General features: G+C 40.8%; 25 protein-coding genes and 1 tRNA gene. 9 read left to right on the top strand and 17 right to left on the bottom strand.

What is annotated here, in order from left to right; all coding sequences use genetic code 11:
* Nucleotides 1-209: 209 nt before the first annotated feature.
* The 4 genes from QOL76_RS07405 to QOL76_RS07390 all read right to left on the bottom strand — a co-directional run bounded on the left by QOL76_RS07405 (nt 210) and on the right by QOL76_RS07390 (nt 2,780).
* Nucleotides 210-512: a hypothetical protein gene (locus tag QOL76_RS07405; RefSeq protein ID WP_103923791.1), complete on the bottom strand. Its 303-nt coding sequence runs from the start codon at nt 510-512 to the stop codon at nt 210-212.
* 69 nt (nt 513-581) lie between these two features.
* Nucleotides 582-1,277 carry a hypothetical protein gene (locus QOL76_RS07400; protein ID WP_146914386.1) on the bottom strand — a complete coding sequence of 232 codons (696 nt, stop codon included), beginning with the start codon at nt 1,275-1,277 and terminating at the stop codon, nt 582-584.
* A gap of 2 nt (nt 1,278-1,279) precedes the next feature.
* Nucleotides 1,280-2,536, bottom strand: a complete 1,257-nt coding sequence (locus QOL76_RS07395) for a tyrosine-type recombinase/integrase (protein WP_146914387.1) — start codon at nt 2,534-2,536, stop codon at nt 1,280-1,282.
* Nucleotides 2,537-2,707: 171 nt separating this feature from the next.
* Nucleotides 2,708-2,780 (bottom strand) — tRNA-Met (locus QOL76_RS07390).
* Between the two features lie 328 nt (nt 2,781-3,108).
* Here QOL76_RS07390 and era point away from each other — a divergent pair.
* The 4 genes from era (at nt 3,109) to QOL76_RS07370 (ending at nt 6,280) form a co-directional block, all read left to right on the top strand.
* A complete protein-coding gene (gene era, locus QOL76_RS07385) occupies nt 3,109-4,002 on the top strand; it encodes a GTPase Era (RefSeq protein ID WP_283412395.1) in 894 nt (297 codons plus the stop codon).
* Between the two features lie 2 nt (nt 4,003-4,004).
* Complete coding sequence (der, locus tag QOL76_RS07380) at nt 4,005-5,318, top strand: ribosome biogenesis GTPase Der (RefSeq protein WP_283412394.1); 1,314 nt, start codon at nt 4,005-4,007, stop codon at nt 5,316-5,318.
* A gap of 77 nt (nt 5,319-5,395) precedes the next feature.
* Entirely contained in the window at nt 5,396-5,593 is a 198-nt protein-coding gene (locus tag QOL76_RS07375) for a hypothetical protein (protein ID WP_091692326.1), read from the top strand.
* 63 nt (nt 5,594-5,656) lie between these two features.
* Complete coding sequence (locus tag QOL76_RS07370) at nt 5,657-6,280, top strand: SprT-like domain-containing protein (RefSeq protein ID WP_283412393.1); 624 nt, start codon at nt 5,657-5,659, stop codon at nt 6,278-6,280.
* Here QOL76_RS07370 and scpB read toward each other — a convergent pair.
* From scpB to QOL76_RS07350, 4 genes are all read right to left on the bottom strand, one after another.
* On the bottom strand, nt 6,277-6,837 hold the full coding sequence (gene scpB, locus QOL76_RS07365; RefSeq protein ID WP_283412392.1) for an SMC-Scp complex subunit ScpB: 561 nt from the start codon (nt 6,835-6,837) through the stop codon (nt 6,277-6,279). The two genes, QOL76_RS07370 and scpB, sit on opposite strands and share 4 nt — an antisense overlap.
* 3 nt (nt 6,838-6,840) lie before the next feature.
* Nucleotides 6,841-7,224, bottom strand: a complete 384-nt coding sequence (locus QOL76_RS07360) for a TraR/DksA family transcriptional regulator (protein ID WP_283412391.1) — start codon at nt 7,222-7,224, stop codon at nt 6,841-6,843.
* Nucleotides 7,225-7,628: 404 nt separating this feature from the next.
* On the bottom strand, nt 7,629-7,799 hold the full coding sequence (locus QOL76_RS07355; protein ID WP_283412390.1) for a hypothetical protein: 171 nt from the start codon (nt 7,797-7,799) through the stop codon (nt 7,629-7,631).
* A 67-nt stretch (nt 7,800-7,866) separates the two neighbouring features.
* Nucleotides 7,867-10,389, bottom strand: a complete 2,523-nt coding sequence (locus tag QOL76_RS07350; protein ID WP_283412389.1) for a lamin tail domain-containing protein — start codon at nt 10,387-10,389, stop codon at nt 7,867-7,869.
* A gap of 174 nt (nt 10,390-10,563) precedes the next feature.
* Between QOL76_RS07350 and QOL76_RS07345 the strand changes: the two genes are divergently transcribed.
* Entirely contained in the window at nt 10,564-11,553 is a 990-nt protein-coding gene (locus tag QOL76_RS07345) for an aspartate-semialdehyde dehydrogenase (protein ID WP_283412388.1), read from the top strand.
* Entirely contained in the window at nt 11,553-12,737 is a 1,185-nt protein-coding gene (locus QOL76_RS07340; protein WP_283412387.1) for a THUMP-like domain-containing protein, read from the top strand. Before QOL76_RS07345 ends, QOL76_RS07340 begins: the two co-directional genes overlap by 1 nt.
* Nucleotides 12,738-12,754: 17 nt before the next feature.
* On the opposite strand, the gene QOL76_RS07335 is transcribed toward QOL76_RS07340, so the two are convergent.
* Nucleotides 12,755-13,015 carry a DUF4834 family protein gene (locus tag QOL76_RS07335; protein ID WP_283412386.1) on the bottom strand — a complete coding sequence of 87 codons (261 nt, stop codon included), beginning with the start codon at nt 13,013-13,015 and terminating at the stop codon, nt 12,755-12,757.
* 75 nt (nt 13,016-13,090) lie between these two features.
* Nucleotides 13,091-15,910, bottom strand: a complete 2,820-nt coding sequence (carB, locus tag QOL76_RS07330) for a carbamoyl-phosphate synthase large subunit (protein WP_283412385.1) — start codon at nt 15,908-15,910, stop codon at nt 13,091-13,093.
* A 286-nt stretch (nt 15,911-16,196) separates the two neighbouring features.
* Between carB and QOL76_RS07325 the strand changes: the two genes are divergently transcribed.
* Entirely contained in the window at nt 16,197-17,192 is a 996-nt protein-coding gene (locus QOL76_RS07325) for a sugar kinase (RefSeq protein ID WP_283412384.1), read from the top strand.
* Nucleotides 17,193-17,199: 7 nt separating this feature from the next.
* Nucleotides 17,200-17,859 carry a bifunctional 4-hydroxy-2-oxoglutarate aldolase/2-dehydro-3-deoxy-phosphogluconate aldolase gene (locus QOL76_RS07320; RefSeq protein WP_283412383.1) on the top strand — a complete coding sequence of 220 codons (660 nt, stop codon included), beginning with the start codon at nt 17,200-17,202 and terminating at the stop codon, nt 17,857-17,859.
* A 48-nt stretch (nt 17,860-17,907) separates the two neighbouring features.
* Here the strand turns inward: QOL76_RS07320 and QOL76_RS07315 are convergent, their stop codons facing one another.
* From QOL76_RS07315 to QOL76_RS07300, 4 genes are all read right to left on the bottom strand, one after another.
* Complete coding sequence (locus tag QOL76_RS07315) at nt 17,908-18,414, bottom strand: GNAT family N-acetyltransferase (protein ID WP_283412382.1); 507 nt, start codon at nt 18,412-18,414, stop codon at nt 17,908-17,910.
* An 86-nt stretch (nt 18,415-18,500) separates the two neighbouring features.
* Nucleotides 18,501-18,938, bottom strand: coding sequence for a UPF0158 family protein (locus QOL76_RS07310; RefSeq protein WP_283412381.1), 438 nt, complete (start codon nt 18,936-18,938; stop codon nt 18,501-18,503).
* Nucleotides 18,939-19,033: 95 nt separating this feature from the next.
* Complete coding sequence (locus QOL76_RS07305) at nt 19,034-19,693, bottom strand: alpha/beta hydrolase (protein ID WP_283412380.1); 660 nt, start codon at nt 19,691-19,693, stop codon at nt 19,034-19,036.
* Nucleotides 19,686-20,168, bottom strand: coding sequence for a cytidine deaminase (locus QOL76_RS07300; RefSeq protein WP_283412379.1), 483 nt, complete (start codon nt 20,166-20,168; stop codon nt 19,686-19,688). Before QOL76_RS07300 ends, QOL76_RS07305 begins: the two co-directional genes overlap by 8 nt.
* A gap of 121 nt (nt 20,169-20,289) precedes the next feature.
* On the opposite strand from QOL76_RS07300, the gene QOL76_RS07295 reads away from it, so the two are divergent.
* The gene (locus QOL76_RS07295; protein ID WP_283412378.1) at nt 20,290-21,627 is read left to right on the top strand and encodes a saccharopine dehydrogenase family protein; all 1,338 of its coding nucleotides are present in this window, start codon (nt 20,290-20,292) and stop codon (nt 21,625-21,627) included.
* On the opposite strand, the gene QOL76_RS07290 is transcribed toward QOL76_RS07295, so the two are convergent.
* The 3 genes from QOL76_RS07290 to QOL76_RS07280 form a co-directional block, all read right to left on the bottom strand.
* Complete coding sequence (locus QOL76_RS07290) at nt 21,617-22,330, bottom strand: tRNA1(Val) (adenine(37)-N6)-methyltransferase (RefSeq protein ID WP_283412377.1); 714 nt, start codon at nt 22,328-22,330, stop codon at nt 21,617-21,619. The two genes, QOL76_RS07295 and QOL76_RS07290, sit on opposite strands and share 11 nt — an antisense overlap.
* Complete coding sequence (locus QOL76_RS07285; RefSeq protein WP_283412376.1) at nt 22,330-22,932, bottom strand: DUF2179 domain-containing protein; 603 nt, start codon at nt 22,930-22,932, stop codon at nt 22,330-22,332. The genes QOL76_RS07290 and QOL76_RS07285 overlap by 1 nt, the downstream gene beginning before the upstream one ends.
* Nucleotides 22,933-23,001: 69 nt before the next feature.
* A complete protein-coding gene (locus QOL76_RS07280) occupies nt 23,002-24,168 on the bottom strand; it encodes a CynX/NimT family MFS transporter (RefSeq protein WP_283412375.1) in 1,167 nt (388 codons plus the stop codon).
* Nucleotides 24,169-24,199 lie beyond the last annotated feature (31 nt).

Genomic DNA, 24,199 nt, shown 5'->3' with positions numbered 1-24,199 from the left:
TTGGAAATGATCCGGATGGTTATCAGGATCTAACTGGGAGGAGAGTCAGAGTGGTAAAAGTTCAATAAACCGCCTTACCTAGGTTGATTTTGATCAAAAGAATGTTCAACTTGGAATCATGTTTTTAATTGTGAAGAGGTTAAAAGCAAACCAAGGAACTGCTATTGCGCATTTTCAACAAAAGGAAAGGATGGTCATCCTTTCCTTTTTTAGTTCTCAAACTCCCCCTGAAAAAACCTATCCACCTCTCTCTGGTGAATAAATCGCCTTTTACCTCGGTACATGGAGCGAAACTCCTGCCCTTTGGACTCGGAAACGGATTCCATTTTTGAAATCGAGTAATGAGATTTAACGCCAGTTGCCTCCATGAATTCCTGAAGCGACAACCATTCATCTTTTACGGATTTACTAGCCGGATTAATGCTTGAGATTTTCTCTTCCAGATTCTTGAATTTCTCTTCCAGCCATTTTTGGCTAACAGCCGAAAACGGAATAAAAGTGTCTTGATTCATAATGATTTGAGTTTGATTTACTCAAATATAGAGAAAAATAATAAAATCGGTCACTGGTGTCCTTTTTTTTCAATGATTCAAATCAATTGGATTGAGTCGATAATAATGAAGCATTTCGGAATCAAAGCGATCATCCATCCATTTTTTTAAACCTGCAATATTCTGATTCTCATCAATTACCGCCATCCTAAATTGAAGCCTATTTACCTCCGGCCAATTAAATGATTTATAAATCCTGAAAAAATCGAATACCCGTCTGACTTCTTCAATTTCCATGAATCGCTGAAAAAGTGCTAGATCAAGATGCTTTAAACCTGACAAAAACCGGGTAGGACCGGCAGCATTTAACAAATCAATCAAGTCTTGATCAATTTCTGCAAGAATCTCTATCAATTCCTTTTCCTCAAAAACTTGATCAAAATAATCAATGACTTTCTCTAAGGCAGTATTCTCGAAGACCTCATTTACCACCATAGATGGCGTAAACTCAACCGCCAAGACATCCTCAAAATAGTCTCTAAGCAGTTCAATGTGCTTTACTTCGTCTTCAATTAGACTGATCACATCTCTATTGAATTTGCCAAGGATAGAGGACTCACCACCATTTTCATTCACAAATCGTATTCCCAACCTTGATGCAAATTTGGTTTTCGCATTCTTGTACCTTACCATGACATATAAAGGAAAGCTAGCAGATGATTTTCCAATCTTCTCAAGTTCCTTCCCGTGGTAATGTTTGATTGCCAGTTTAGTTTTCTTTTGCATACTTATCGCTGAATGAAGGAAAGGATTCTCTTATAGGTTTCCACGGTTCTTCTTTCGGTATAATATTTCTTAAGAACCGAGCCGGGCGAATGCCCAAATATCATTCTAATATCATTATCATCCATCCCCAGTCGATCTGTCCATGTTCCGAAAGTCTTTCTTCCTACCTTATTGGATAGCACATCAGGGAATTTAATCTTCTCTGCAAGGACTTTCAGGTTCTGATTAAACTTTTGCTCTGAAATAGCCACGCCTGCAGGAAACAAATATTCCCCCCCTTCTCGAAAGTACTTTTTGACGATCCTTTTTGCTGCGTCATTAAGCGGAATCCAAAACTCCTCTCCATTCTTCTTTCTTTCCCCCTGAAGCACCATGTGTTCAGGATTTTCTTTCAGCAAGTTCCAATCAAATCCATTTTCTGAACGAATTGCGATCAAATCATTATAATACAGGGCCGTATTGCAAAGCAAAAGAAAAAGATCCCTGGTGATTTCAAGTCTTCTCTCTTCAAGAGAAAATTTCATTTCAGACAGCAGTTCATACTGCTTATCATTAACGTATATGATTTTATCAGGCCTTTTGGTTGACTCGACATCCAGTCTTTCAAATATTCGCTTCTTAAAAAGAATCCCATACTGGTCACAATACTCTCGATAGATCACCTTCAAACGATCCACATATTTGGCAACCGTGGTATCGGAATTAATCTCCGTTGCATTGCTCCGCAAGAAATCTATGAATCCCAAAACATAGGCTTCATCTAAATCAGCCATCACAGCCTGGCTTTTGTAGCTATCAACCAAATTCTTTAAGGTCACATATACCTTTCTCGTTCCTTCAGCTTTCTTTTTGGTTGCTCCAAATTTGAGAGAGTAATCGATATAGGATGAAATTTTATCACTAGCCCCAGGAGCAATTGTTCCATTAACACCTTTTATTCTTTTGCCTTGGTGTTTTACCAGATATATGTTCTTCAGTTTATCAGCGGTCAGAACCTCACTCCGCTTATAAAAATCCTGGATGATTTCTTTGAGATGATGAATTTCCCTTGCAATTACCCGATTGTGAAAATCAGCATACAGATATTGACTATTGACCCATTTTAATGGTTTTCCTGACCAAGCATTTTTTGGAATCTTTTCAAGGTTGAGATTAAGGTAGTGCCTTCCTTTTCGATTAATGCACAAATAGATCGCTTCGCCGTCGGGCGACTTTTTACTTTTCGGATTCAAAACCGCGGAAATTTTGAAATCTATCATGGTTCAAAATACCGAAAAAATTCTAGGCGGACAAGAAGGGGGACAAATTGGGGGACAAAAAGGGGGACAAAATCATTAGAATTTATCAGAATCAAATAGATTCGAGATAGTTCTAAATGCCTGAAAAACAAAAAACTCCGAACAATTTTTACATTGTTCGGAGTCTAAAAGTAGCGGGAACAGGACTCGAACCTGTGACCTTCGGGTTATGAGCCCGACGAGCTACCAACTGCTCCATCCCGCGATATATTTTTAAAGCAAAAAGCTTCTTTTTCTTATCTAAATCTGCCCTTTCGGCTAATTGTGATACAAAAGTAGGCCTTTATTTTTGGAAAGCAAACTCTTCACAAGAAAAATATTTCGATAGCCATTCTCTTAGGTATGGATTGAAACACCATTCTTAGCTAGTGTATGCTACCAGCAAAACCCTCAGCTGTTTATCATTCAATCAATTACCTAAGTCATAATCATCGCCATAAAAACACCATTTTAAAGCCAAATTTTATTTTGCCAAACCCCCAAAAAAGTAAGTAGTATCTAAAAATCAAGTACCTTTGTAAAAAATTTCTACAATGGATATACCAAAACATCAAGCAGGCTTCGTCAACATCATAGGAAAACCAAATGTGGGCAAATCTACATTGATGAATATCCTTGTAGGGGAGCGACTTTCGATCATCACCTCCAAATCTCAGACGACTCGACACAGAATCATTGGACTGACTAACTCCGATAATTATCAGATCGTGTTTTCTGATACTCCAGGTATGCTGAAACCACAATATGAGCTTCAGAAGAACATGATGAGCTTTGTCAACATCTCGCTGGAAGATGCTGACATCATTCTTTTTGTAACCGATCTTTACGAAACAGATGCTGATATCGAGCATGTGATTGAGAAAATCAACGAATCTGGTGTTCCTGTATTGCTGGTAGTCAACAAAATCGATTTAGCCAAACCCGGTCAGTTGGAAGAAGTTACAGCTTATTGGACTTCAAGAATCAAGTCTGAGCTAGTCATTCCAATTTCTGCCGGAGAAAAATTCAATACGGATAAAATCATGCAAGAGATTCTGGATAGGCTTCCAGAACACCCTGCATTTTATGACAAAGCGGAACTTTCCGATAGATCTGAGCGGTTCTTTGCCTCTGAGATTATCCGCGAGAAAATCTTCGAAAATTATAAAAAAGAAATCCCTTACAGTTCTGAAGTTTCCATCGAAGACTTTAAGGTGAAAAAAAATATTATCAGCGTCCGGGCTATTATTTATGTAGAAAGAGATAGTCAGAAAGGAATCATCATAGGTGATAAGGGCGCTGCACTGAAAAAAGTGGGAATACAAGCCCGAGAAGAATTAGAAAAGTTCTTCGGCAAGAAAGTCTTCCTTGAAACCTTCGTGAAGGTGGAGCAAGACTGGAGAAAAAATAAATTGAAACTGAAAAAATTTGGGTACGACCCAACCTAATCATGGCAAATATAGTAGCGATAGTAGGACGCCCTAACGTGGGCAAATCCACTCTTTTCAACCGACTAGTAGAAGAACGAAAGGCGATTGAAGATAATATGAGTGGTGTAACACGTGATCGTCATTACGGACATGCGCAATGGGCTGGAAAGTTTTTCTCAGTGATTGACACAGGAGGATATGTGACAGGCTCTGAGGATATGTATGAAGCTGAGATCCGTAAGCAGGTAAAACTTGCCATAGAAGAAGCTGATGTGATTTTATTTATAGTTGACTGTCACACAGGACTAACAGATCTGGATAGCGAGTTTGCAAAAGAACTTCGCTCCAGCAAGAAGCCCATCTATGTCGTAGCAAACAAAGCAGATAATCAAGAAAAAAGCTTTGCCATGCACGAATTCTATGCCTTGGGTGTAAGTGACTTCGAGGTTTATCCAGTTGCTTCTGCAAGTGGTAGTGGTACTGGGGAGCTTTTGGATGCGGTAATCACCCACTTCGAAGACGAAGGAATAGAAGATCCAGATGCTGACACCCCTAAGATTTCAATTCTAGGTAGACCAAATGCTGGAAAATCGTCTTTCTTAAATGCCTTGATCGGCAAAGACCGCTCGATAGTAACGGATGAAGCAGGTACCACAAGAGATTCTATACACACTCGCTATCAGCTTTATGGACAGGATTTCATAATAACAGATACAGCTGGAATCCGAAAGAAATCCAAAGTAACTGAAGATGTAGAATTCTACTCGGTTATGCGTTCATTAAGAACATTGGAAGAATCAGATGTGGTAATTGTCATGGTGGATGCTACCAGAGGGTTGGAAGCACAGGACATGAACCTGATCTCTCTCGCAATTAAGAATAACAAAGGCGTGATGATCATGGTGAATAAATGGGATTTGATCGAAAAAGATCATAAAACCATGGGCAAGATCAAAGATGATATGTTAGAGAAATTAGGTGAAAACAAATGGATCCCGATCATCTTTACTTCAGTAGTTGAAAAACAACGGATTTTTCAGGCAATTGAGTTAGCTGTGAAAGTTTACGAGAATAAAACTCGACGCATCCCAACTTCCAAACTGAACGATGTCATGCTAGCTGAGATCGAAAGATATCCTCCGCCAGCTTGGAAAGGAAAGTATATAAAAATCAAATATTCTACTCAGCTTCCTACCAAAAATCCGGTGTTTGCATTCTTCTGCAACTTACCCCAGTACATCAAATCACCATATACAAGATACCTGGAAAACAGACTTCGCGAAAACTTTGATTTCGAGGGAGTTCCTGTAAAAATAATTTACAAAAACAAATAAAATATATTTAAACGGGCTATTGTTTTATTGATGAAAACTGTAATACATTTGCAGTGTAATTAAGAAAACCACAAAAAATGAAAAAAGTATTTGCAATTTTCGCAATCGCTAGCATGTTCGCTGTAGCTTCATGCGGTAACAAAGAAGTTAAAGAAGAAACTGTTGAGACTATCGAGGTAGTTGAAGAGCCAGTTGTTGAGGAAGAAATCATCATCGAAGCTGATACTACAGTAGTAGTAGAAGAGACTGTTGAAGTTGTTGAGCCTGCTCAATAATTCTTCCCTTCCTAAATGTATTGAGCCCTGCATGTCGGGGCTCTTTTTTTTGTATTTTTCACAATGATTTTAGTAGAATCCCTGAGGCAAATCCTATTAAAAAAAATTCCTTTATCTGCAGTCAATTATGCTGTGGATCTTTGGACAAAAGAACAATTTTCATTTCAAACCACTGCTTCCCGAAAAACGAAATTAGGAGATTTTAGATTTCGCTCTGATAGAACAATCCAAACTATCACCATCAATGCGGATCTTAACCCGTACCAGTTTCTCCTGACTTACATTCATGAAGTTGCCCACCTTCATGCCTATGTACGATATGGCCAATCTATCACTCCCCATGGTATGGAATGGAAAGCTATTTTTCAGCAATTAATGCTACCTCTACTCTCAACGGCGGTATTCCCTATAGACCTACTCATTCCTTTGCGCAAGCACATGAGTAACCCCAAAGCCAGCTCGTCCCGTGACCTATTTCTCATGAAGGAAATGAGTAAATACGATGAAAAAATCAGCAATTCTGATGTCATTTTCCTTTCAGATTTGAAGCCAGGAAACAGGTTTTTCCTTTCTGGAAGAGAATTTGAAAAAGGCGAAACGCGAAGAACCCGAGTGCTATGCGAGGAGGTAAATTCTGGTAGAAAATATTTGATCGCTCAATTGGCTAAAGTAACGCCAAGCAATTAGTCTCTTTCCTCCCCAATTTGGTTGTCTGGTTGAGAAAAATCTTTTGGTTGAGGCAAATCAGCTAATGAATTAATGCCAAAGTATTCCATAAATTTTCTCGAAGTTCCATATAAAATTGGCTTACCTAGCCCGTCGGATTTGCCTTTTATATCCACTAATTCTTTTTCCAAAAGCTTTTGAACAGAGTAGTCGCTATTTACCCCTCGGATTTGCTCTATATCTCCCTTGGTAACTGGCTGCTTGTAGGCAATGATGGACAAAGTTTCTAGCTGTGCTGTTGACAATCTCTTTTGAGATTGCTGACGAAGAAGAATGCCAATGGAAGTCTGATAGGCAGGCTTAGTCAAAAACTGATATCCACCACCCAAATGCTCCAATTGAAATGAAAAATCTTCTGATTGATATTTCCCTATCAATTCATTAATGGCATCATCAACATGATCAACAGGAATTTCAGCCTCAAACATTTCTGAAAGGCATTTTACTATCTCCTCCTTGGGTAAAGGATCCGGAGCACAAAAAATCAATGCTTCTATATGCCTATGGAGGAAATCCAAAATTTACTTTTTAGCGAGTTTTGCTTCAATGGAATGCATGGTATGAGGCACAGCCATCAATCTTTCCTTTGCAATAAGTTTACCAGTATCTACGCAAATACCGTATGTTCCATTTTTGATACGGATCAATGCGTTTTCAAGATTGTAGATGAATTTCTGTTGTCTTGCCGCCAGTTGGTTCTGACTTTCACGTTCCAGTGTATCCGCACCATCTTCTAGCAATTTCGAGGTGGATGCTGTGAAATCCGTACCACTATCATTTTTCTTACTGAGTGATTCTTTCAAAGAAAGTAATTCTTCCTTCGCGCTATCAAGCTTTTTTAAGATGATCACTTCGAATTCTTTTAATTCTTCCTGAGAATATGCGGTCTTTTCTTCCTTGCTCATAGCCAGCTAAAATTAGGTAATAGTATTGGGACGGTTGTTTTTAGAATTAGTTCTCTAAAATACATGTACGTGTTGGATTTACAAGGATTCATTACACAGCTTTTACTTGAAAATTTCAAGCCTAAGCAAAAATCCAGGCTGTTAGCGAGAAGATCCTATCTACATGAAACCATGTACCCATAACTATTTATAAAAGTAAAAGAAAAAGCAATCTCCGAAGGTTCTTTCAAAAATCTGATAATCAAAACACTACAAATTCCATCTTTCGACATCTGGCTCAATTCATAGAAATAGTTTAACACAGGAACCCTTGAATGGAAAAACTCACTATCAAATTCCAGATCATAAAAATATTTTTCCCTATAATTTGACCATGAACTCATCAGCTAAAAATAAAAAAGCCATCATGCGACGGCTTTTTCCTCAAGTAGTACCTTCTTGAGACGACTTTGGAGAACCAATAGTCCGACTTCAACTCGATATTTCATTTTAAGGTATTGGGCAACCTCTTTGAGGTCTTTGCCATGTTGCAGATGAAGCGTCTGCAATGCTTCGGTAATGAGATCTTTGACCATGATTTTGGGGTGTTTGCCTCTTAAGATACTATTTTATCCTTTGGATTTTCGCTGTGAATATAAAAATTTAAAGTTTTGTTGCCACAACCATAGTTTTGCGAATTGTCCTTATCTGACCGGATAAGTCATATAATTCTACTAAAAGCACATAATATCCTGGCCTCACTACCCTTCCTTGACTGTCAGTACCAGACCAAGTAAATAATCCTGAGGTACCTAGCATTTCATTTTGAGCCAATACCTGCATCAACTGACCAGCTGTAGAGTAAACCCTAAAATTCCCTATCCATCCAGCTTGATCAAGTTCATATTTAATAGTCGTAAAGGTATTACCATTACTTCCTTCTGGATCAAAAACTTCAGGCTCAATTTGAATCAATTCTCCTTCGAACTCACCCAAAATCACCTGAGAATTCCTTCGCCCTGGTGTTGCATATTCTTCAATAGCTGAGGCAGAATGCCAATTAGCGGATAAAGAAGCTGGCGAATCTGTAGAAAGTCGCTCCAAGGAAACTCCTTTCGGGTCCCTCAAAAGCGGATGATGCAGATCTTCTGAATAGGAAAAAGAATCAGCAGCCTCCCCTGCAGAATCCAATAAAACTACTGTTTGGCCAGCAATCGGATAGCTAGGAAGTGCAGATAGTTGCATAATTTGTCCAAAGGCTGACTTCGGGAAATCCAGCTTCAATTGATCCACATTGGTGGTAATCGCTAGAAAACCTTGGGGTGGAATGATTACTGAAGCTTCGCTGATTTTTTTCACCTGGTCTATTTCCCCTGAATCATCGAGATTTGCCAGCATCCAATCCTTGACTTCCATATAATTCTCCGTCACATTAACCAGTTCCACGAATTTTGGTGAGCCTGTTTTGGGATTAAAAAGCAGCTCATTAATAAGCACATCTCCGATCTGAGCTTGGATTGGCAGTACTAGTAGCAGAGCCTCAGCTTGGATATATTCATTCCCCGAGCAATCTGTAATTCCATTTATACTGAGATGATAAATCTTATTCAAGACGAATTCCTCCGAAACCAGAATCTGAATTTGCTTGGAAGATAAATGGAAGACAGAATCAATCCCCAAGCTTGGTTCAAATTTAAAGTTTGATTGATCAAAACCTGCCAAAATCGGTTTTGAGAAGGTCAGAAGAAGACTCTTAGAAGAAGTGAATTCAAATAAATTTAGGGCCGGTAAGCTTCCGTCAGGAGATAAATCAAATACTGAATTTTGCCGACCTGGAGTTCCACGGAGGGGATCTATCGAAGCTTTCAGCAAATCACTTTGCTCACAGGCATAGAATGGATTAGCAACTTCCAAACTATATCCACCACCAGCAAATTCGCTACCTCCCCAACTGCCCGTTGCATAAGAAATCATGTCGATTTCACTTCCTCGATCATCTTTCAACCACAATTGATCGCCTGAATTCAAAAGTGTTGGCCAATTCTTAAGTGGAATCACCCTTCCATATTCGTTCAATTCTGAAGCTTGATTTTCCGGAGCAAAAAGAAAAAACTCACTTGGCTGAATCCATGCCTCCAGCAAAACCACAGTAGATCTTGAGTTAGAAAATGACAACCCTTCAAGCCTAATAGGATATTCGCCTGCATGAAAAACTTCCACAAACTCCACATTCGGCAAGTCAAGATCTGCTTTCGGAGCAGGCATAATTTCGTTGATCACAAGCGTTTTTGAAGGAATAAAAGTCGGATCGAAAAACTGAAAAGAAATCACTGTGTCCTTTAAAAAGTTTCCTTCCAGATCTGGAACCTTGGAGACCATCAACTCATACCTTTTCCCATGCTCAAGCTTTTCATCAAAACTTATATACACCAAAGAATCCAATTTCCTATTCACAAATGATGGTTCTATTTCATTCAGGCTATAATTAAAGGCAAACTCAGAAAACACTGGATCTACCGCTTCATCAAACTGAATTTCAATTTGTTTCTCATCATATCCACGAACCTTTGTAATCTTTGGGGGTATTTTATCCACTACAAATTCCCCAAACTCAAAGTCATCCATCAACCATTTTGCACAAGAGCCAGAACCTGCGCCATACTTTATTTCCAGTTTTAAATAAACTTCTATATCCCCAGAAAAGCGATCAGGCATATCAAGTTCAAAATTCCTGAAATCCTGATCTTCATTTGCGAATTCAGCTTCTCCACCCAATAATTCTGCACTTGAATACTCACCCTCCAAACTATTACTCCAACTGAAATAAACCTGAGCAGCTCTATTACCTGTTCCGTTTTTCATAGATCTAGCCCAGAATTGCACTTGAGGATCAGAGAATTCAGATGGAGAAAGTCTGATAATAATTTCCCCATCAAAAGTAGAAATCGGTTGTACAGCCAACGCTCTGCTTCCATTTCTTCCAAAACCATTTGCCTGATAAATTCGGGAAGAAGTCGCCCTGATTTCATTGCCAAACCATCCTGTCAAGAACTCATTTGGATGATTAATAATAATAAATTCTGTTTCGAAACGCTGAATCTGATTAGTCGCAGCAAAGCCAAACACTAGCCCAACTGGGAAAACCGCTGTATAGACCAATTGCCAAATAAAAAATAAGCCAACCATAAACCAGTCAAATAAAAAATGTAGTCTAAATATAAATAGCAAAATGATCTCAAACTATTCTTTTTGTTAGCTTTTATTACTTTTTCACCAAAATATTTAAGCCTCATGCCTGAAAATGAATCAGTAGCTCTTACTTTTGTGCTTCAAAAATTTTCAACAACTACTTTTAAAGAGATGAAATTAGCAGTGGTAGGAGCTACCGGCTTGGTAGGCTCAGAAATCCTAGAGGTGCTAGCAGAGCACAATTTCCCTTTTGACGAACTTCTATTAGTCGCCAGCGAGCGATCGGTAGGTAAACAGATTGATTATAAAGGTAAACCTTACACTGTTATTGGGCTTGAAGAAGCTGTTTCATTGAAACCTGAAGTGGCTATATTTTCAGCAGGCGGAAGCACTTCTACAGAGTGGGCTCCAAAATTCGCTGAAGTAGGTACTATTGTCATCGATAATTCTTCAGCTTGGAGAATGGATCCGACCAAAAAACTGATCGTTCCTGAGATCAATGCCAAGGAATTGACCAAAGAAGATAAGATCATCGCAAATCCAAATTGCTCTACCATTCAAATGGTATTAGCTCTGGAGCCTTTGCGTAACCGCTACGGCATCAAAAGAATCGTAGTGTCTACCTACCAGTCGGTGACCGGTACGGGCAAAGCAGCGGTAGATCAGATGATGGCAGAGCGTGCAGGAGAAAAGGCAGACATGGTCTATCCTCACAAAATTGACATGAATGTACTTCCTCACATCGATGTGTTCCAAGAAAATGGCTACACGAAGGAAGAAATGAAAATGATCAAGGAAACTAAGAAAATATTCAGCGACGACACAATCCAAGTAACTGCCACCACAGTGAGAATCCCAACTATGGGTGGACACTCTGAAGCAGTTAACGTGGAATTCAAAGAAGACTTTGACCTGGCGGAAGTCCGTGAATTGCTGGCTGCAGCTCCTGGGGTAATCGTACAGGACGATCCAGCAAACTTCATCTATCCAATGCCGATCACAGCGCATAAAAAAGACGAGGTATTCGTAGGCCGCTTGAGAAGAGATGAGTCTCAGGCTAATACTCTAAATATGTGGATTGTAGCTGACAACCTCCGAAAAGGCGCTGCAACCAACGCCGTGCAAATCGCAGAATACGCGCTCGCAAACGGCCTGATTTAATGGATTTGACCCAATATCATCGGGCCGACTTCCAACAATTTGTGCAGGATCATCTTACGGAAGATCCTGCACTTTTGCTTTTTAGATATCAGGGCAAAACTGATTTCGATCTAAAAGCCGCTGTGCAACAAATCTCTGCACGACAAAAAGCAGCCAAGAAACTTCCTTCTTGGGCATCTAATCCTCGAGTGATTTTTCCTGCTTCTATTTCTTTGGAGCAAAGCTCATCTGAGCTAACAGCCGAATTCAAAGCTAGAAACCGAGCCGGAAAACTCATGATTGACCTCACTGGGGGCTTCGGAGTAGACAGTTTTTTTCTTAGCACAGCCTTTGAAAAAGCCATTTACTGCGAACAGCAAGTAGAGTTAGCTGAGATTGTTGAGCACAACCTCGAAGTGTTAGCCCCAAAGAAATTCGACATAGTGAAGGGTGATGGCTTAGCATTTTTAGCTCAGTCGGAAAAGCAGTTTGATTTGATTTACGCTGATCCAGCTCGCAGGGGAAAAGGTAATCAAAAGCTTTACAAGCTTCAGGATTGCGAGCCTGACGTGGTCAGTTCTTGGGAGATGATGAAAAGTAAAGCGGATGCTATCCTACTGAAAGTATCTCCTATGCTTGATATTTCACAAGCAGTCTCTGAGATTCCAGACATTCAAAAGGTTCAGGTAATCTCTGTAAAAAATGAAGTGAAGGAATTGCTTTTACACTGGAATAAAGAAGGCGTAGAATCTACTTTTACAATAGAAGCAATTGATTTAGGTGCTAAAGAAATCAGTTTTTCATTTGATTTGAATGAAGAAGAAAGTAGCCAATCTGAATACAGAGAAGTAGAAAAGTATTTGATTGAGCCTTTTTCTGGAGTACTGAAAGCAGGAGCATTTAAGACTTTTGGAGAGCGATTTGGATTTAGCAAACTGGAGCCAAATAGTCATCTGTACACTTCATTTGAAGTTCCTACGGAAATCCCTGCAAGAGTATTCAAAGTAATTCAGGAAGTCCAGACTAAGAAAGCTGAAATCAAAAAGCTCTTTCCTACGGGAAAGGTAAATGTGATTACACGGAATTATGCTAGCGGCTCGGAAGTCCTGAAAAAGAAACTTGGTGTAAAAGATGGGGGAGAGGACTTTTTGATTGGAACCAAAACCCAAAGTGGTTTTAAAGTGTTCTGGTGTAGGATGCTTTAATAAAAAAAAGTGAAGGATTACTCCTTCACTTCTTCATAATCGACGTATTCTCCGCCCTTGATATCTTTTTGCCTTTTTTCAGCATATTTTTTCGGAATAACATCCACATGAATCCCGTCCTTAGAAGTCTGAGTACTTTTTCTTTGTTCTCGTTCTGCCTCTTTAGCGACTTCATTCACATGTTGCGCAAATTTCGCTAGTTTACTTCGAAGAAAATATCGGATTAGTTGGCCGAGTAGCCAACCAACTCCGAGTACTATTACAAGAAATTTCCACACAATAGGTTAATATTTTATTCTTTATTCAATTTAATGTTCCCTATTCAGCTTTTAGAATTATGACTTCAGCTCTAATTATCTACTCAAATAGAGATTTCTCTCTGCGTAGATTTTCAAGAAATAATCATCCATCAGGTCGTCGATAAAGTAAATCGCTTCACCGGTTGATTTCATTTCAGGCCCCAATTCTTTATTTACTTTCGGGAATTTATGGAAAGAGAAAACTGGCTCCTTGATAGCATAACCTTTTTTGTAAGGCTTGAATTCAAAGTCAGTCACTTTTTTCTCTCCCAACATCACCTTTACGGCATAGTTTACATAAGGTTCTCTGTAAGCCTTGCAAATAAATGGTACCGTACGGGAAGCTCTTGGATTTGCTTCGATAATGTAAACTTTATCATTTTTGATCGCAAACTGGATGTTGATCAAGCCTACAGTTTTCAGTGCAAGGGCAATTTTCTCAGTATACGTTTCGATCTGACGAATCACCAAATCTCCCAAGTTGTATGGAGGAAGCACAGCGTAGGAATCACCAGAGTGAATTCCAGCAGGCTCGATGTGCTGCATGATACCTATGATGTACACATTTTCACCATCACAAATCGCATCAGCTTCTGCTTCAATAGCTCCTTCTAGGAAGTGATCAAGCAAAATTTCATTGTTAGGAATATCTCTCAAGACATCCACCACATGCTGCTCAAGTTCTTTTTCGTTGATCACGATCTTCATACCCTGTCCACCTAGCACGTAGCTTGGGCGAACCAAAAGAGGGAAACCAATCGTCTTACAAAGCTCAAGCGCTTCATCTGTATTATGAACAGTTCCAAATTCAGGATAAGGAACGTCTAGATCTTTCAATAAGCTGGAGAATCTTCCTCTATCTTCAGCCAAATCCAACGCTTCAAAGCTAGTACCGATGATTTTGATACCGTATTTCTCCATCTTCTCAGCAAGCTTCAAAGCTGTCTGACCACCCAACTGAACGATCACACCTTCAGGCTGCTCGTGTAGGATGATTTCGTAGATATGCTCCCAGAAAACTGGCTCGAAGTATAGTTTATCTGCAATGTCAAAGTCAGTCGAAACTGTCTCTGGGTTACAGTTGATCATGATGGTCTCGTAGCCACATTCTTTGGCTGCCAAAACTCCGTGTACACAGGAATAATCAAACTCGATTCCTTGACCTACTCGGTTCGGACCAGATCCAAGAACCACTACTTTTTTACGATCGGATTTTACTGACTCATTTTCAGTACCGAATGAAGAATAATAATATGGAGTCTTTGCTTCGAATTCAGCCGAGCAAGTATCAACCAACTTATAAACTCGCTTGATACCCATTTCTGTGTAGCGCTTGTCAAAAACTTCGCTTTCCAAGCAGTCAAGCAAGTGTGCGATTTGACGATCCGCATACCCTTTTCGCTTAGCGAGATCCATCAATTCCATCGGAATAGTATCCAATTTGAATTTTTCAATCTCTCTTTCCAAGTGAATCAATTCTTCGATTTGCTTCAAGAACCACTTATCGATTTTTGTCAAATCATGGATAGTTCTGAAAGAGATCCCAAGTTTGAATGCATCATATACATGGAAAAGTCTATTCCAGCTTGGGTTAGCCAAAGAATATAAAATCTCATCCTGATTGCGCAGCTCTTTGCCATCAGCTCCAAGACCATTTCTCTTGATCTCTAGTGACTGACATGCTTTCTGTAGGGCTTCCTGGAAGTTTCTTCCGATTCCCATTACCTCACCTACCGACTTCATCGATAGACCTAGTCTTCGGTCGGCACCTTTAAATTTATCAAAGTTCCAACGAGGAACTTTTACAATTACGTAATCTATGGAAGGCTCAAAAAATGCTGAAGTTGTTCCGGTAATAGAGTTTTTCAACTCATCCAGATTATATCCTATAGCCAGTTTAGCAGCTACTTTCGCGATTGGGTATCCAGTCGCTTTAGAAGCTAAAGCTGAAGAGCGGGAAACTCGAGGGTTGATCTCGATACCGATAATTTCAGAATTATCAGGGCTTACAGCGAACTGTACGTTACAGCCACCTGCAAAATTCCCGATGCTATTCATCATCGTGATAGCATAGTTTCTCATGCGCTGAAACGTGGTATCAGGTAAGGTCATCGCAGGTGCCACTGTGATAGAATCACCTGTATGCACACCCATAGGATCAAAGTTCTCAATAGAACAGATCACGATCATGTTACCGATGTTGTCACGCATTACTTCCAGCTCGTATTCTTTCCATCCGAGAATACTTTGCTCGATCAATACTTCGTGAACTGGAGATGCCTGCAAACCTGCAGAAAGCGCTTGTTCAAATTCTTCTGCAGTTTCCACAAATGCACCACCTGCTCCACCTAAGGTGTAGGAAGCTCTGATGATCAATGGGAAACCAATTTCTTGTGCGATTTCTTTTCCCTGAAGAAAAGATGTAGCTGTGGAACCTTTACATACGCCCACGCCGATTTTTTCCATCAGCGCTTTGAATTTTTCACGGTTCTCGGCAGTATCAATCGCATCGATATCAACGCCGATCATTTTGACACCATATTTATCCCACACACCACCTTTGTCGCAATCTATTGCAAGGTTCAACGCGGTCTGTCCACCCATGGTAGGAAGGACGGCATCGATGTCTGGATGATCTTTGAGGATTTGTACGATGGATTTCTTTTCCAAAGGGAGCAAATACACATTATCTGCTGTGACCGGATCGGTCATGATCGTTGCAGGATTGGAATTGATCAGCGTCACAGTGATACCTTCTTCACGAAGAGACCTGGATGCTTGGGAGCCTGCGTAATCAAATTCGCAAGCTTGACCAATAACGATGGGACCTGAACCAATGATGAGAACGTGCTTGATGCTGCTATCTTTAGGCATTAGAGAGGGAGATTGAAGAGAAAGTTTTGCTTAAGTCCAAATTGGGGCAAAATTAAAAAAATATTCTGAAGGGGCACGGTAAAACTTAAAGAAATCACTCTTTATACGAAACATCACTGACCAACCAATCCTTGAAGTTATTCTATTCCCTACAAAAAATTGAAGAGAAAAAATTGGTAAACCAATTTTTGACATTTATTATTGTCCTATAATTAATTGGCAATTAGAACATAATTTGCCTCCACAATTTTTCGGAAACTCATCATCCTTTAAACCCAGCTCACAAATGCCTCATAGAATTATCACGCTTGGCGAAATCATGCTCCGCCTTTCTACACCGGGTTACGAGAGATTCATCAATACCAGATCTTATGACGTCATTTATGGCGGTGCCGAGGCAAATGTAGCCATCTCACTAGCAAACTGGGGGGAATCTGCAGCTCATGTGACTGTATTCCCCACCAACGATATCGGCAAGGCTGCTACTAACACGTTGCAATTTGCAGGAGTAGATACCTCCCTCATCCAATTCAATGAAGGTCGGATGGGTATTTATTTTGTGGAAAATGGAGCTATGCAACGTTCTTCCAAAATAATATACGATCGTTTTGATTCCGCCTTTTCCAATTTAAATCCAGATGACTTCAACTGGGAAAAGATATTTGAGGGCGCAGATTGGTTCCATTGGACTGGAATAACTCCTGCCGTATCCCAATCTGCCGCTGATCTTTGCAAAGCTGCCGTAAACGCTGCTTCTAGACTCGGTGTAAAAATCAGCGCGGACATCAATTACCGAAGAAATCTATGGCAATATGGCAAAGGCCCTATGGATATCATGCCAGAATTGATCAAACCATCGCATCTGATCATCGCGGGTCTGACCGACTTCGAAAACTGCATGGGAATCACAGACACAGACTATTTGCAAGCGTGTGAAAAAGCCAAAACCATGTGCCCATCACTTAAATATGTTTCCACCACACATCGTGATTCCATCAGCGCATCGGCCAATGATCTGAACGGAGTTCTTTGGAATGGTGAAACCATGCTAGAGTCCAAAACCTACGAAATGACACATATCGTGGATAGAATCGGAGGTGGAGATGCATATATGGCTGGATTGATCTATGGACTATTGCATTTCGACGATCAAAATGCACTTGATTTTGCAGTTGCGGCTTCGGTGCTAAAACACTCTATCCCAGGTGATGCCAATTTCGTCTCTGTAGATGAAGTGAGCCAATTGGTGGAAGGAAAAAATGTAGGTAAACTTTTACGATAATTATAAGATGAGATTTTCAAACAGTGAAATGTTAAAAGCTATGAGCGAAACAGGGATGATTCCTGTATTCAATCATGTAGATATAGAAGTAGCAAAAGGCGTTCTTGACGCTTCCTATAAAGCAGGTATTCGGGTTTTTGAATTCACCAATAGGGCAACAAACTCGCTAGAGGTTTTCAGGGAGCTTTATGCATATGCAGGCAAATATCCAGATATGGTCATGGGTATAGGCACCATTTTTACTACCGAAGATGCAAATGCATTTATCGAAGCTGGAGCAGATTTTATCGTTTCTCCTGCTTTAATCCCAGAACTGGCGGTTTTCTGCAATTCTAAGGATGTCTTTTGGGTCCCGGGATGTGCGACCATGTCAGAGATTTTTCAAGCAAAAAAACTTGGAGCAACTTTAGTAAAAGCATTCCCAGGAAATGTGGTGGGATCGGCATTTGTAGCTGCAGCCAAGTCTGTTTACCCTGAGTTGCATATCATGCCAACTGGCGGAGTAGAACCAACACAGGAAAACTTAAAAGAATGGTTTGATGCTGGAGTATACTGCGTGGGAATGGGCTCCCAACTATTCAAAAAAGACTGGATCAAAAATCAGCAATACGATCTCTTGGAGAATAAAATCAAAGAAACTTTACAAGTGATTAAGAGCATTCGGTAAGAATTAAAAGTGGTAAGAAATTTCCGAACTTCTTACCACTTACATTCTTTACTTTTTCGGATGAGTAACTAACTCATAATACTGCTCCAACAGAGGCAAACCAAAATTCCTAGACTTCATCTCGCTTATTTTGCGGAAGCCCATCCTTTCATATAAGATTGCTGCTGCATCTAATCCAGCTGTGGTATACAAATAGGCAGCATCGTAGTTCTTGTCAAGATAGAACTCCATCCATTCTTTCATGAGCTTGCTTCCGATACCAAAACCTCGAAATTCTTTTGCGAGGATAAAATACCGCAACTGAGCTCTATTTGCAGGGCGGTGCATCAGTAATACAAAGCCGACCAGCTTACCTTCACTTTCTACAACCCAGACTTTATCCCTTTTTAGATTGTAGGCGCGATAGAATTCAAGCAAACTCTCCATGACATAAGCTTCGAAACCTAGCCCGAGATCATGCTCTTCTGAATAGACTTTGCCATGTAATGCCGCCACCTGTCCAAGGTCTCCTGGCTCAAGGGTATTCCGTATTAAAAAATCAGGCAACTTTTGCATCCAATTAAAATATGAAATATTGGCGAAATCTCACTCAGTGGAGTTATAAAAAAATAGCCGTCCAAAATTGAACGGCTATAAATGTCTTAATCTTCGGTGTAGTTGAAACTATCAACTTGCTCTTTGATCCAGTCGTAGTACTTTTCCTTTCGGAATTCTATCCATTCGGATTTGTACTTGGAATCATCGATCAAAAACTTGAAAGCGGTATTTGCCTTTGGTTTGGTCAGTGAGCTCACCAAATCATCCGCTAGATTTTTCTCTTTGACTCGACGGTCAATAAAATCCTGCATCATCTGATGCTCCTGAGCTGGCTCCATCTGGGTAAACTCGGCATAATTGTCCGGGTTTTCTTCGATTTCATCCAGTACATCCTCTTCAGCCTCAGTCAGATCATAGTTGTAATAATCCTCATCATCTGGCATCTGATGAATTCTTTTCTTGTCGATCTGATAGAAACAGATCATTCCTTTGAGTAATTGGGTTGAGATAAGGTCTATCTCCTTTTCAGTAAGCGAAAGCATTGATGGTTTACAAAATTTTCAGAAAAATAGTGAAAGTCGAATTGTGATCAAATTATAGTATTAATTAAGCAATTGAAGCGCCAATATAATGGGATTTAATTACTTGAATCAAGAATTTTTGAAAGCATTTCAATATCAATCTCGTGGCCTCCGGCAAAAGACAGCTTTTTCACCTCCTTGCCCAAACTTTTGATCAAACCCTCCTGTTTTTCAATACTTTCCGAAGTAATAAATTCATCCTGATCCCCAAAAACTAGCGTCAGTCTAGTCTTGGAAAATTTCTTACGGGCATCTTCCAAAATCAAATCCTCTGCAAAACCACCTGCCCACAGCACTAATTGCTCTACTTGACCTGCCCAGCGGCTCGCCCAGCGCGTAGCGGTAGCAGCTCCTTGGGAGAATCCCAGCACATTGATTGTTGGTCTTTCTTTAAACTGCGAAAGCAAGTTCTCCATTAAAAGATCAAGGTAATTATGGTTGTTTTGAATGGCTATTTCACGCTCATGCCTAGTCATCCAATTGGCCCCAACTCTTCCGGCAAAGCCAGAGAGATATCCATAATTGGTGGCTTCAGGAGCAACAAAAAGCCGCTCTGAAGAATCAAAGCCTTGGAATTTTCGGATAAAAAACTCTGCTAATTGCCCATAGCCGTGCAGCACCAGCCAGATTTCCTTCTCTTCGAAAGTAGGCTCATGCGTGACCGAATACTGTGCTTGATACTGAAAATTGATACTTTTCTTCAAAATACTAAGCATTCAAATCGTCAAACTTAAAAGGCAAAAGCGTCTGAATTCCAGGAAAGCGAAGTACACTTCCATCAGGATTCTGGATTAGGATGTTGATTGGCCGATTAAATCTCATTTCCATTTCATTGATCGTCTGCCGGCAAAGCCCACAAGGCGAAACTCCAGCCCAAATCTCCTCGCCTTTTCTTCTCGCTACAATGGCGATTTGCTTAACCGCCAGATCAGGGAAATTGGCTCCAGCATACCCAAGCACCAATCGCTCGGCACAAACGCCAACAGGGAAACTCACATTTTCCTGATTGCTGGACTGAAGAATCTCTCCAGACTCAAGTCGCACAGCCGCACCTACATGAAAGTCAGAATAGGGCGCATAAGCCTTTTCTGACACTTTTCTCGCCCGCATCATCAGCTGTTGCTCTTCGATAGTCAGTTCATCCCAGCCCAGTTCTTCAAACTCAGCTTCTATTTTTATTTTCTTGCTCATCGTTGGGTAAATTGGAGTTTTCCTAACGATTAAGGTAGGGAAATGTTCCTTTTTATATTCTCTCTACAATTTTTTACCCTAAAATATATTTTCCATTTTAGCTTCAATAACCCGACATGCAATGCATACCATTCTGATTTTAGGAGGTGGAAAATCCGCCATTTTTCTGATCGATTTCTTAGCCAAAAGCTGCCTAGCTAAAGACCGCAAGTTGATTTTGGCGGATCTCCACCTAGCTTCTGCTCAGGAAAAGCTTAAAAATCAGCCAAATGCTGAGGCCCGTCAGCTAGATATTGAAGATTCGCATGTTCGGCAGTCTATGATCAAAGAAGCAGATCTAGTCATTTCCATGCTTCCCGCTTTTATGCATCCTAAAGTGGCAAAAGACTGTCTGGAATTTGGAAAACACTTTTTCTCGGCATCCTATGAGTCGGAAGAAATGCGTGAAATGAAATCAGAAATCGAGGCAAAGGGATTGTTTTTCCTCAACGAATGCGGCCTTGACCCAGGAATTGACCACATGTCAGCCATGCAGATTATTGACTATGTGAAATCAAAAGGCGATGAAATCATCTCTTTCAAATCCTATTGCGGTGGACTTCTCGCGCCGGAGTCAGAAGACAATCCCTGGAAATACAAATTCACATGGAACCCCAGAAACGTGGTGCTAGCAGGTCAGGGCACTTCACGCTACATAGAAAAAGGCGATTTGAAATTTGTTCCCTACCATCAGCTTTTCAACCGGCTGGAAACTATCCAATTTCCGGGATTAGGGGATTTTGATGGCTATCCAAACAGGGATTCACTCAGCTACAGAAAGGTCTATGGATTAGAAAATATAGGAACCATGCTCAGAGGAACATTGCGAAGAGATGGCTACTGCAAAGCCTGGAATGTATTCGTGCAATTGGGAATGTGTGATGATAGTTTTCAGATGAATTTGCCGGAAGATACTACGCTGAGACAGTTCCTAAATTCATTTCTGCCTTACGACCCCACGCTTTCGGTGGAAGAAAAGTTAGGCAATCTGATCCCTGATTTTGATTTTCCTACTTGGGAAAAAATTCAGTGGTTGGGCTTTTTCGGAAATGATTTGCTACCAAAGTTAAGTGGTTCTCCAGCCGCAATTTTGCAGGCTATTCTCGAAAAGAATTGGAAGCTTTACCCGGAAGACAAGGACATGATTGTGATGCAGCACCTTTTCGAAATCAAAACTGGGGAAGGCACCCAGGAGATCAGATCAAGTCTGGTATGCATTGGGGAAGATGCAACCTACACCGCTATGGCAAAGACAGTAGGCCTACCACTTGCGCTTGCTGTTGATTTATTTTTGGATGGAAAAATCAACCTAACTGGCCTCCACGTCCCTGTACTTCCGGAAATTTATAATCCGATTTTGGCTGAGCTGAAAAGTCATGGAATTCGCTTCCGGGAAGAAGTTCGGGAGGTTAAGCCTTGAAGCCAAGCAGGAATTCTGAAACTAAGCTAGCGTAAGTTTCATGAGGCGTTTCATCTTCATTTTTGATAAAAATGGCTGATATCTCAAACTCATTCTGACTTCTAGAAAAAGCACAAATTTCCCGTTGTATTCGTTTTCCGGGCTTGTCTTGGAGTGTGAATTTCCTTGCAGGAAACAATCCTTTCACCTCTGCTTCTTTCTTAAAATCCTGCATTTGTCGTGGCGGAAGAATAACCCAGAACCGTCCATCTTCAGCAAGAAGTTCTCCCACTTTTCCCAATAAATCCTCAAAGGAAAGCTCATCTGTATGCAAAGCCATATTTCGCTGCGCATTGGATGATTTGAGATGATCAGGAAAATAAGGCGGATTGCTGACAATCAGATCGTATTTCTGCTGAGGCTCGAAGTCCTGAAACCTACCTTCCCAAAGCTGCATGCGATCCGAAAAAGTATTTATCTGAAAATTCTCCAAAGCCTGAGATGCCGCCTGAGAATCTATCTCTACAGCCTGAATTTTTGCCTCTGGAAATCGCTGCGCAAGCATCAAGGCAATCACGCCGGTGCCAGTTCCTACGTCCAATATTTGTACTGGCGATTCGGCTCCTGCCAAAGCTCCAAGCGTCACAGCATCGGTGCTGATTTTCATTGCACAGCGATCCTGATTGACCCGAAACTGCTGAAACTGAAACCAGGAATTGGCCATTAAGTACGGGCTTTGCTGAAGAAACTCATATTAAATCGTGGCTTGTCATCCATCACATTTAAATCGTCCTCAGATACCCGCTTCACGCTCTCGATAGTATAGAATGCTTTTTCGTCTATGCTCTGCACTTTGTCCACAAATTCCTTCAAAGAATCACGTTTCATTACAGTAAAAAGTAGATTTACCTTTCCAAAGCGACCTTCGCCACCCACATTGGTAAAGCGGAAATCACGTTCTTTCATGTACTCAATCAAATCTGGAAGTGGTTTCGGCGTAATCACCCGCACAAGCACTCTTCCAAGCGCCAACTTCTCCTCAAAATACATCCCCACGTACGTCCCAGTACCAAAGCCACCCGCATAAGCCAGGTAAGACATCGGATTATCTATATTTTGAAAAATCTGACCAATCGCCAAAAGCCAAATCAAGGCTTCAAAAAAACCTAAAAATGGCGCAATATTCTTTTTCCCATTCATCATAAACATGATTCTCAGGGTGTTGATCGACACATCTCCGACTCTTGCACAGAAGATAAGCAAAGGCATAATCAGGTAATCGAACAATTGCTCGGACACGCCTAGAGTTTGAAGGAATTCTTGCATAGCAAACAGGGTCTTGATTTGAGCGCAAAATTACACCCTATTCCATGAAGGACGAAATAATATTTGGAATTAGATTTTGCTATCTCTTCCTGCCGGTACCCCGAAAAAGGTAAAGGCTAAAGCAAAGAATAACAAGAAGAAAATCAGCACATTCCAGTTGTCAAAAAGATCCAGCGACACGCCAAAAAGAAAAGGTCCCAACGCTGCCAAATAATAACCAGAAGACTGCACCATTGCTGAAAGCTTGGCAGTGGTCTGATCCTCAGCGGTACGCAAAGCAATGAGTGTGTAAGCGATACTCAAACTCGATCCCATACAAATCCCTACGATTCCCAGCGAAGCATAAGTCACCCACTCGTTTTCTACAAACAAACCTAAATAACCTAGCACATAGGCTACTCCCACAGCTAATACGACTCCACTTTGCTCCCTGAGTTTGATCAGGAAATTCGGAGCGAAATAAGATCCAAGTAGAGAAATCACCTGCATCATCGAAGACACAAAACCCGCCTGAGCAGGAGTCCAACCCCGGGAAATCAACATATCCGGCAACCAGGTCACCATGGTAAAGTACATCACGGACTGACAGCCCATGAAAATAGTGATCTGCCAGGCCAACTTGGATTTCCACACATTTTTTGCAGGATCGGTGACTTCAGTGAGACTTGCCTTAGGTCGCTGAAGTTGTGGAATCCATAGTATCATCGCCAAAACCATAAATACAGCCCAAAACGCCAAAGATCCCCGCCATCCAAAATCCCAATCCACCGCAATCGGCACACTCATACCTACAGCAATCGCAGCAAAAAGCGACATCATCGTAGCCAGCAAAGCTGTCATCAAGCCTAGCTTCTCCGGCAGTCTGACTTTGATCAAAGGAATCAGCAGCACATTGGCAATCACGATCCCTATTCCAGTCAGAGCTGTGCCAAAGAGCATTAACTCAATTCCTCCCAACACACGAAGGATCACGCCAGCAGTAAGAATAGCAACTCCCAAAAACACGGCTCTTCCCATTCCCAGTCGCTTTCCTATTCCTGGAGCAAAAAGCGAAAATGTCGCAAACGTCAACAGAGGAAGTGTTGTGAGAAATCCCGCCAAGCCATTGGATAAACCCAAGTCCTCCCGGATAAATGGAATCAGTGGACCAACCGATGCTATCGAGGTGCGCAAATTGATCGAAACCAAAATAATCCCAGTGATTAGGAGTGATTGAGAAGAAAGTGGTTTTGTCAAGACTGAGGTATAAAAATTAAAGGGTGTTACG

The organism is Algoriphagus winogradskyi (assembly GCF_900182815.1).
Lineage (GTDB): Bacteria > Bacteroidota > Bacteroidia > Cytophagales > Cyclobacteriaceae > Algoriphagus > Algoriphagus winogradskyi.
The sequence above is the reverse complement of the archived record's forward strand: the minus strand, read 5'-3'. Positions and strand labels throughout refer to the sequence as shown.

Coding starts and splice junctions, on each gene's coding strand:
- QOL76_RS07405 (WP_103923791.1), bottom strand. CDS start 512: ATGAATCAAGACACTTTTATTCCGTTTTCGGCTGTTAGCCAAAAATGG.
- QOL76_RS07400 (WP_146914386.1), bottom strand. CDS start 1,277: ATGCAAAAGAAAACTAAACTGGCAATCAAACATTACCACGGGAAGGAA.
- QOL76_RS07395 (WP_146914387.1), bottom strand. CDS start 2,536: ATGATAGATTTCAAAATTTCCGCGGTTTTGAATCCGAAAAGTAAAAAG.
- era (WP_283412395.1), top strand. CDS start 3,109: ATGGATATACCAAAACATCAAGCAGGCTTCGTCAACATCATAGGAAAA.
- der (WP_283412394.1), top strand. CDS start 4,005: ATGGCAAATATAGTAGCGATAGTAGGACGCCCTAACGTGGGCAAATCC.
- QOL76_RS07375 (WP_091692326.1), top strand. CDS start 5,396: ATGAAAAAAGTATTTGCAATTTTCGCAATCGCTAGCATGTTCGCTGTA.
- QOL76_RS07370 (WP_283412393.1), top strand. CDS start 5,657: ATGATTTTAGTAGAATCCCTGAGGCAAATCCTATTAAAAAAAATTCCT.
- QOL76_RS07360 (WP_283412391.1), bottom strand. CDS start 7,224: ATGAGCAAGGAAGAAAAGACCGCATATTCTCAGGAAGAATTAAAAGAA.
- QOL76_RS07355 (WP_283412390.1), bottom strand. CDS start 7,799: ATGGTCAAAGATCTCATTACCGAAGCATTGCAGACGCTTCATCTGCAA.
- QOL76_RS07350 (WP_283412389.1), bottom strand. CDS start 10,389: ATGGTTGGCTTATTTTTTATTTGGCAATTGGTCTATACAGCGGTTTTC.
- QOL76_RS07345 (WP_283412388.1), top strand. CDS start 10,564: ATGAAATTAGCAGTGGTAGGAGCTACCGGCTTGGTAGGCTCAGAAATC.
- QOL76_RS07340 (WP_283412387.1), top strand. CDS start 11,553: ATGGATTTGACCCAATATCATCGGGCCGACTTCCAACAATTTGTGCAG.
- carB (WP_283412385.1), bottom strand. CDS start 15,910: ATGCCTAAAGATAGCAGCATCAAGCACGTTCTCATCATTGGTTCAGGT.
- QOL76_RS07325 (WP_283412384.1), top strand. CDS start 16,197: ATGCCTCATAGAATTATCACGCTTGGCGAAATCATGCTCCGCCTTTCT.
- QOL76_RS07320 (WP_283412383.1), top strand. CDS start 17,200: ATGAGATTTTCAAACAGTGAAATGTTAAAAGCTATGAGCGAAACAGGG.
- QOL76_RS07315 (WP_283412382.1), bottom strand. CDS start 18,414: ATGCAAAAGTTGCCTGATTTTTTAATACGGAATACCCTTGAGCCAGGA.
- QOL76_RS07310 (WP_283412381.1), bottom strand. CDS start 18,938: ATGCTTTCGCTTACTGAAAAGGAGATAGACCTTATCTCAACCCAATTA.
- QOL76_RS07305 (WP_283412380.1), bottom strand. CDS start 19,693: ATGCTTAGTATTTTGAAGAAAAGTATCAATTTTCAGTATCAAGCACAG.
- QOL76_RS07300 (WP_283412379.1), bottom strand. CDS start 20,168: ATGAGCAAGAAAATAAAAATAGAAGCTGAGTTTGAAGAACTGGGCTGG.
- QOL76_RS07295 (WP_283412378.1), top strand. CDS start 20,290: ATGCATACCATTCTGATTTTAGGAGGTGGAAAATCCGCCATTTTTCTG.
- QOL76_RS07290 (WP_283412377.1), bottom strand. CDS start 22,330: ATGGCCAATTCCTGGTTTCAGTTTCAGCAGTTTCGGGTCAATCAGGAT.
- QOL76_RS07285 (WP_283412376.1), bottom strand. CDS start 22,932: ATGCAAGAATTCCTTCAAACTCTAGGCGTGTCCGAGCAATTGTTCGAT.